This window comes from Kineococcus indalonis (genome assembly GCF_009906395.1).
GTDB classification, from domain to species: domain Bacteria; phylum Actinomycetota; class Actinomycetes; order Actinomycetales; family Kineococcaceae; genus Kineococcus; species Kineococcus indalonis.
On sequence record NZ_JAAALM010000186.1, the window covers coordinates 1 to 6,907 of the forward strand.

Genomic DNA, 6,907 nt, shown 5'->3' on the forward strand with positions numbered 1-6,907 from the left:
CCCCCCGCACCAGCACCCCCCGCACCAGCACCCGGCGCCCCGCCGGCTCCTCCCGGAGCCGGCGGGGCGCCGTCGTCGTCCCCGGTGACGGCTCGTCACCGGCCGCCTTGACCTACATCCTATTGGATGTTTGAGTAGCGCCGCCGCGAGGACGCGGGAGACTCCCACCCCAGCGGTGCCCAGACGACGACGCACGCACCCGGAGACCACATGACCAGCCAGGGCCACGCCCCCGGCACGGAGGACGCGCTCGTCGCCTCCGCCCTGCGACGCACCGCCAAGCGCCTCATCCCCTTCCTGCTGCTGATGTACGTGATCGCGTTCATCGACCGCTCCAACGTCGGCTTCGCCAAGGAGGAGCTCGAGGCCTCCACCGGCATCTCCACCGCCGCGTACGCCCTGGGCGCGGGGCTGTTCTTCATCGGCTACGCCGTCTTCGAGGTGCCCAGCAACCTGCTCATGCACCGCGTCGGGGCCCGCTGGTGGATGGCCCGCATCATGATCACCTGGGGCGTCGTGGCGACGGCGTTCATGTTCGTCACGAACGAGACGACCTTCTACGTCCTGCGCTTCCTGCTGGGCGTCTGCGAGGCCGGCTTCTTCCCCGGCGTGCTGCTGTACCTGACGTACTGGTTCCCGCAGGAGCGCCGCGCCTGGGCCACCGGCCTGTTCCAGATGGGCCTGCCCCTGGCGAACATGGTCGGCGGGCCCCTCTCCGGCGGCCTGCTCGAGATGGACGGTCTCGCCGGCCTGCGCGGCTACCAGTGGATGTTCATGGTCGAGGGCCTGCTGGCCGTCGTCGTCGGCGTCGTCGCCGTGAAGTTCCTCACCAACAGCCCCGCCGAGGCGGCCTGGTTGCCCGGCGCCGAGCGCGAGGCGCTGGTGCGGCGCATCGAGGCCGACGACACCGCCCGAGCCGACCACGGCGGCGCCCTGGGCTGGGCGCGCGCGCTGGTCAACCCGCGCGTCCTGTACTTCTGCCTGGTCTGCCTGTGCATCCAGGTCGCCGTGTACGGGCTGACCTTCTTCCTGCCCACCCAGGTCTCCGAGATCACCGGCCGCGAGGTCGGCTTCTCCGTCGGCGTGCTCACCGCCGTGCCGTGGGCCTGCGCCCTGGTCGCCGTGGCGCTGCTGCCGCGCGTGGCCGACCGCCTGCGCGCCCACAGCGAGATCGCCGCCGTCCTGCTGGTGCTCTCCGGCGCCGGCATCGCCGCCTCCGCCGTCACCGAGAACGCCGTGCTGGCGATGGCGGCCCTGTGCCTGGCCGCCGTCGGCTTCGTGGCCTGCCAGCCGATGTTCTGGACCCTGCCCGCCGCGTACCTCAGCGGCGCCGCCCTCGCCGCCGGCTTCGGCCTCATCAACGGCCTGGGCAACCTCGGCGGTTTCATCGCCCCCAACGTGCGCGTGTGGGCGGAGGAGACGTTCGACAGCACCACCGCCGGCCTGTACGTGCTCGCCGGCACCGCCGTCGTCGGTGCGCTGCTGCTGCTGGCCTCGCGCCTGTTCCGCACCCGCACCCCGCAGGACGCCGCCGAACCCGCCACCGCACCCGCCTGAGAACCCGCCCACCGCACCCACCGGAGGAACCCCGTGAGCACTCCCTTCCCCGCTCAGCGCACCGCCGTCGTCACCGGCGCGGGCGCCCCCCGCGGCATCGGCCGCGTCGTGGCCCGCCGCCTCGCCGCGCAGGGCTGGAGCCTGGCGCTGCTGGACCTCTCCGAGCAGGGCGTCAGCGAGATCGCCGAGGAGCTGCGCGGCACGGGGGTGCAGGCGCTGGGCCTGCCCACCGACGTCTCCTCCCCCGCCGCCGTCGCCGCCGCGTTCGAGGCCGTCGACGCGCAGCTGCCGCCCGTGGTGGGCCTGGTGAACCTGGCCGGCATCCCCAGCCCGACCCCGCTGCTGGAGGTCACCCTGGAGGAGTGGGACCGCGTCATGGCGGTCAACGCCACCGGCACGCTGCTGATGATGCAGGCCGCCGCCCGCCGCATGCAGCGCACCGGCGTGGGGCGCGTGGTCAACACCTCCTCCATCACCGCCGTCGACGGCGGTGGCACGTTCTCCAAGACCGCCTACGCCGCCGCCAAGGCCGCCGTCCTCGGGCTCACCCGTGGCGGCGCCCGCGAGCTCGGTCCGCTGGGCATCACCGTCAACGCGATCCTGCCCGGCCCGGTCGACACCGACATCATGGGCGGGCGCCTGACCGACGAGCGCAAGGCCGACATGTCCGCCGGCATCCCCGTCGGCCGGGTCGGCACCCCCGACGACATCGCTGCGGTGGTGGCGTTCCTGCTCTCCGAGGACGCCGGTTTCGTCAACGGCGTCAGCTACCAGGTCGACGGCGGCAAGCACATCAACTGACGCCGGCACGTCCTCGCCGGTGCGGGTTCAGCCGGCGCTGCGGTCGGCGACGACGCGCCGGCGCACCTCCTCCAGGTGCCGGCGCATGGCCGCCGCGGCCGCCCGCGCGTCCCGGGCCTCCAGGGCCTGGAGCACCTCGGTGTGCTCGCGCACCGCCTCGTCGGCGTCGGTGACCCCCTCCATCGGGTGCCGGCGCAGGCGGAAGCGCTGCACCTGCCCGTTGAGGACCGCGAACGCCGACGCCAGGAACGGGTTGCCGCCGGCCTCGCTGACCAGGCGGTGGAACTCGTGGTCGGCCGCGTGGTAGGCGCGGTAGTCCGCGAACGACGGGCCCGTCGGCGCCAGCGTCATCGCCCGCACGGTCGCGCGGATCGCCGCCAGCTCCGAGGGCCCCACCCGCAGCGCGGCCAGTTCCGCCGTGCGGCACTCCAGCAGCACGCGGGCGTCGACGAGGGCGTGGACCTCCTCGTCGGTGAGCAGCCGCGCCACCCGGTACCCCTTCAGGGCCGTGCGCTCCACCAGGCCCGTGGCCTCGATGCGCACCAGCGCCTCACGCACCGGCGTCGGGGAGACCCCCAGCTCGCGGGCCAGGCCGTCGATGCTCAGCGACTCCCCGGGGGCGGCGTGCCCGTCCATCAGCCACGCCAGCAGCGAGGCGTGCACGGAGTCCGCCAGCGAGGCCCGGGCCGGTGCGGCCAGCGGGCGCGGCGCCGCCGCGGAGTCCACCGCACCCCGTGCGCTGCGCGCCACCTGAACCCCCGTCGGTCGACCTCGTGGAGGTCTCACCCTACCCAGCGGCCGGCGGCCCGACGGACGGCCGCGGCGCCGGGACGGGCTCGTCCCAGCCGGTCTGCGGGGTGTCGCACGCCTCGCGGAAGACGTACTGCGACACCCGCTTGCGCTGGCCGCTGGACCAGTCGATCGCCGGCCGGCGCTGCTCGGGGGGCAGGTACCCCAGGCGGTACACGGCCATCAGCTCCAGGTCGTCGGGCACCCTCAGCAACCCGGTGACGCGCTCCCACGCGCCGGGCACCTCCATGGGGAAGGAGACGAACTGGATGCCCATGCCGAGCTCCGTGGTGGTCAGCCAGACGTTCTCCATCGCCGCGCCCATGCTGAACACGGAGTAGAACGCCGACAGCTCCCCCGGCCGGTACTCCGCGCGGTCCAGCAGGACCCCCATGAGCAGCGGCGAACCCGCCACCAGGCGGCGGTTCTCCTCGCCCAGCGCCTGCGGGACCCGCAGGGCGTTGACCACCCGCTGGCCGCGCCGGGTGAACACCTGGGAGGTGAAAGGGCGCAGCGGCGCGGGCAGCCGGTCGAAGAGCATCCCCGAGCGGGTCCGCTCCATCTCCTCGGCGCTGAAGCGGAACCAGCGCTTGTAGCGCTCGAAGAACGTGCCGCTGCTCATCGCCTCGGTCATGCTCTCGCCGCTGATGCGCGCGACGTCCTCGATCGTGGCGCGGTCCTCCACGAGCACGAACCGCCACGGCTGGCTGTTCAGCTGCGAGGGGGCGCGGCCGGCCACCTCCACCAGCAGGCGCTGGTGCTCGGCGGAGACCGGGTCGGGCAGCAGGTGGCCGTTGGTGGTGCGGCGGCGGGCGATGGCCTCCAGGAGCTCCACCGCGCTCACCGCCCCCGCGGCGCGCTCAGCGCCGCCGCGTAGGCGGGCGCGGCGGCCAGGGCCAGGGCCACGTGCCCGCGGGTGCGCGCGGACACCGCCGGGATCGCGCTCAGCGGCGCGACCACCGGCACCAGGCGCCACAGGGCGCGGTCGCCGCGCACGGCCAGCTGCACCGCCGCCGCGGCGGTGAGCACCACGGTGCTCACGTACACGGCGTGGTGGACCCAGCGGGCCCCCGAGGTGTCCAGCCGGCGGGCGGCCACCGCGCCGCCCAGGGCGCAGTTGGCCGCGTAGCTCGCCGTGGCGGCGACGAGGAGGGATCGGGACACGCCGCGCATTCCACCACGTCCGCGCCCGGCGCGGTCCGGGCACCGCGGGGCAGCGCGACGGCGCCGGCACCGGGCAGGACCCGGTACCGGCGCCGCGGGGTGGTGCGGGGCGTCAGCGCTCGCGCTCGCCGGCGCGGGCGCGGGGGGTGGACCCGCCGGGGGTCCCGTCCTCCTCGCCGCCCGGGCGGGCCGGCGGCAGCGCCGCGTCGGCGGGCGCGCCGTCCCGGCCCCGCCCGTCGCGGGCCTCGGGGGCGTCGTGACCGTCGTGACCGCTGCGGGCGTCGTGGCCGTCCTCCGCGCCGTGCCCGGCGGGGGCCGGCTCGCGCAGGCTCAGCACGATCGCCAGCGTGAGCGACACGACGATCACCCCGAGGCTGACGTAGGTCGGGATGTGCGGGATCGCGGGGCTGATCACCTCGTGGCCGGCCTGGAAGAACAGCTTCACGCCGATGAAGGCCAGGATGAACGCCAGCGCCTTGGACAGCAGGTGGAAGCGCTCCAGCAGGCCCGAGAGCAGGAAGTACAGCGCGCGCAGTCCCAGGATCGCGAACGCGTTCGAGGAGTAGACGATGAACGGGTCGCTGGTGACGGCCAGGACGGCGGGGACGCTGTCGACGGCGAAGAGCAGGTCGGCGGCCTCGATGGCCGCGACGACCGCCAGCAGTGGGGTGCCGTAGCGCTTGCCGGCCTCCTTGACGAAGAACTTCTGGCCGTGCATCTCGTCCTTCATGGGGACGAACCTCTTCAGCAGCCGGACCCCGAAGTTCTGCGAGGGGTCCATGTCCTCGTTCTCGTCCTTGAGCATCTTCCAGGCCGACCACAGCAGGATCGCGCCGAAGACGAACAGGATCGCGGTGAAGCGCTCGACCACGGCCACGCCCAGGGCCAGGAAGATGCCGCGGAAGACCAGCGCGCCGAAGACGCCGAAGAAGAGCACGCGGTGCTGGTACTCGCGCGGCACCTTGAAGTAGCCGAAGATCAGCGCGAAGACGAAGAGGTTGTCGACGGACAGGCTCTTCTCGAGCAACCAGGCCGTCGTGTAGGCCGTGCCGGCCTCGGCGCCGTAGACGGCGAAGATGACGCCGCCGAAGACCAGCGCGATCGCGACCCAGACCGCGCTCCAGGCGCCGGCCTCCTTGAAGCTGATGACGTGGGCACCGCGGTGGCCCAGCAGGTCCACCAGCAGCATGACGACGACGATCGCGGCCAGCACCACCCAGGCCCATACGGGGACGTCGAGGTTCAGGTCCACTGCTCACCTCCCTGTCGTTGAGTGCGACGGACGTCGCTCCCCTCCATCGTGCGGCCGGCAGGGCCGCCGTGCGGAGTCGAGAGGCGGACGACCTCCCGCCCTCTTCGTTGCCGGGTCCCGGCAACGAAGAGGGCGCAGCCTCACTCCCCGGTGTCGTCGGGCCACCCCAGGGCCCGCGCGGCGAGCACGGCGGCCTGCAGGGCGAAGCGGCCGGAGGCCTCGGCGGGGTCGGCGCCGGTGAGGTCGCGCAGGCGCGCCAGGCGGTAGGTCACCGCCCGCACGGACAGGTGCAGGCGCCGGGCGGCGCCCGTGGCGTTGCCGCCGGCCTCCAGGTACGCCTCGACGGTGCGCAGGTACGGCTCCGGGCCCCCGCGCACCCCGCGCAGCGGCTCCAGCAGGGTGCGCACGAGGTCGCGCGCGGCGGTGCGGTCGCGCAGCAGCACCTCGTGCACCACCAGGTCGGCGGTGTCGGCGACCGGGTCGCGCCAGCGCAGGCGCCGGGCCAGCTCCAGGGCGCGGCGCGCCTGCTCGTAGGACTGCACCACCGCGCCGGCGCCGGTGCCCGGGCGCCCCACGCCGGCTCGCCAGCCGGTGCGGTCCGGCGGGCCGAGCACGACGCGCACCGTCTCCAGGACCTCGCGCACCGCCTCGCGGTCGGGGGCGGCGGAGACGACGACGACGGCGCCGTCCTTGGTGGCCACCAGGGCGTCGGCGTCGGCCGCGGCGCCCTGCAGGCGGCGCTCCAGGGTGGCGATGAGGGCGGAGGCCTCGGTGTAGGCCTCCGCGGCGCGCACGACCGTCACCGTGTGCGGCGCGGCCAGGTCCAGCCCGTAGCGCTGGGCGCGGCGCACCAGGCCGGGCACGTCGGAGGTGCCGGTGAGCAGGTCGTCGACGAACTCGCGGCGGGCGGACTCCTCGCGGCGCACGAGCTGGCGGCGGGCGACCTGGTACCCCTCGGTGAGGGCGGCCACGGCGTCGTCGGAGGCGCGCAGCAGCACCTCCCCGGCGTCGACCAGGGCCGCGGCGTCGACCGAGCGCACCGCGGCGCCGGGGCCGGTGGTGGCGGGGCCGGTGGCGGCGGCGACGGGGGGCAGCAGGCGCCACAGCCGCCAGGCGGCCGACAGGTACAGGTCGAGCAGGGCGCGCAGGGCCACGCCGGCGCCCGCGGCGTGCTCGCCGACGAGGCGGTAGCGGTCGATGCGGTGCGCGGACAGGCGGCGGCGGTCCAGGACCGCGGCCCAGACCGCGTCGAGGAAGTCGCCGAGCAGGTCCGGGTCGAGCCCCCCGGCGTCGTCGGCGGCGGCGCGCGCGACGGCGGCGACGCCGGGGGGCTCGACCCGGACC

The 6,907-nt window shown here is 75.0% G+C and carries 7 protein-coding genes; 2 read left to right on the forward strand and 5 right to left on the reverse strand.

All coding sequences use genetic code 11. The annotated features are described in order from the left end of the window. Positions 1-210 precede the first annotated feature (210 nt). Entirely contained in the window at positions 211-1,557 is a 1,347-nt protein-coding gene (locus GTR00_RS10795) for an MFS transporter (RefSeq protein ID WP_166611626.1), read from the forward strand. Positions 1,558-1,590: 33 nt separating this feature from the next. After that, positions 1,591-2,358 carry an SDR family NAD(P)-dependent oxidoreductase gene (locus tag GTR00_RS10800; RefSeq protein ID WP_166611627.1) on the forward strand — a complete coding sequence of 256 codons (768 nt, stop codon included), beginning with the start codon at positions 1,591-1,593 and terminating at the stop codon, positions 2,356-2,358. 27 nt (positions 2,359-2,385) lie between these two features. On the opposite strand, the gene GTR00_RS10805 is transcribed toward GTR00_RS10800, so the two are convergent. The 5 genes from GTR00_RS10805 to GTR00_RS10825 form a co-directional block, all read right to left on the reverse strand. Next, positions 2,386-3,084, reverse strand: a complete 699-nt coding sequence (locus tag GTR00_RS10805; protein ID WP_323132393.1) for a GntR family transcriptional regulator — start codon at positions 3,082-3,084, stop codon at positions 2,386-2,388. Between the two features lie 61 nt (positions 3,085-3,145). Beyond that, entirely contained in the window at positions 3,146-3,982 is an 837-nt protein-coding gene (locus GTR00_RS10810; protein WP_166611628.1) for a nitroreductase family protein, read from the reverse strand. Between the two features lie 5 nt (positions 3,983-3,987). Then, positions 3,988-4,311 carry a hypothetical protein gene (locus GTR00_RS10815; RefSeq protein ID WP_205705529.1) on the reverse strand — a complete coding sequence of 108 codons (324 nt, stop codon included), beginning with the start codon at positions 4,309-4,311 and terminating at the stop codon, positions 3,988-3,990. A 112-nt stretch (positions 4,312-4,423) separates the two neighbouring features. Next, positions 4,424-5,500 carry a TerC family protein gene (locus GTR00_RS10820; RefSeq protein ID WP_166611632.1) on the reverse strand — a complete coding sequence of 359 codons (1,077 nt, stop codon included), beginning with the start codon at positions 5,498-5,500 and terminating at the stop codon, positions 4,424-4,426. 203 nt (positions 5,501-5,703) lie between these two features. Continuing rightward, positions 5,704-6,907 (reverse strand): PucR family transcriptional regulator (locus GTR00_RS10825; RefSeq protein ID WP_166611630.1); only part of this gene is annotated, 1,204 nt, incomplete at its 5' end.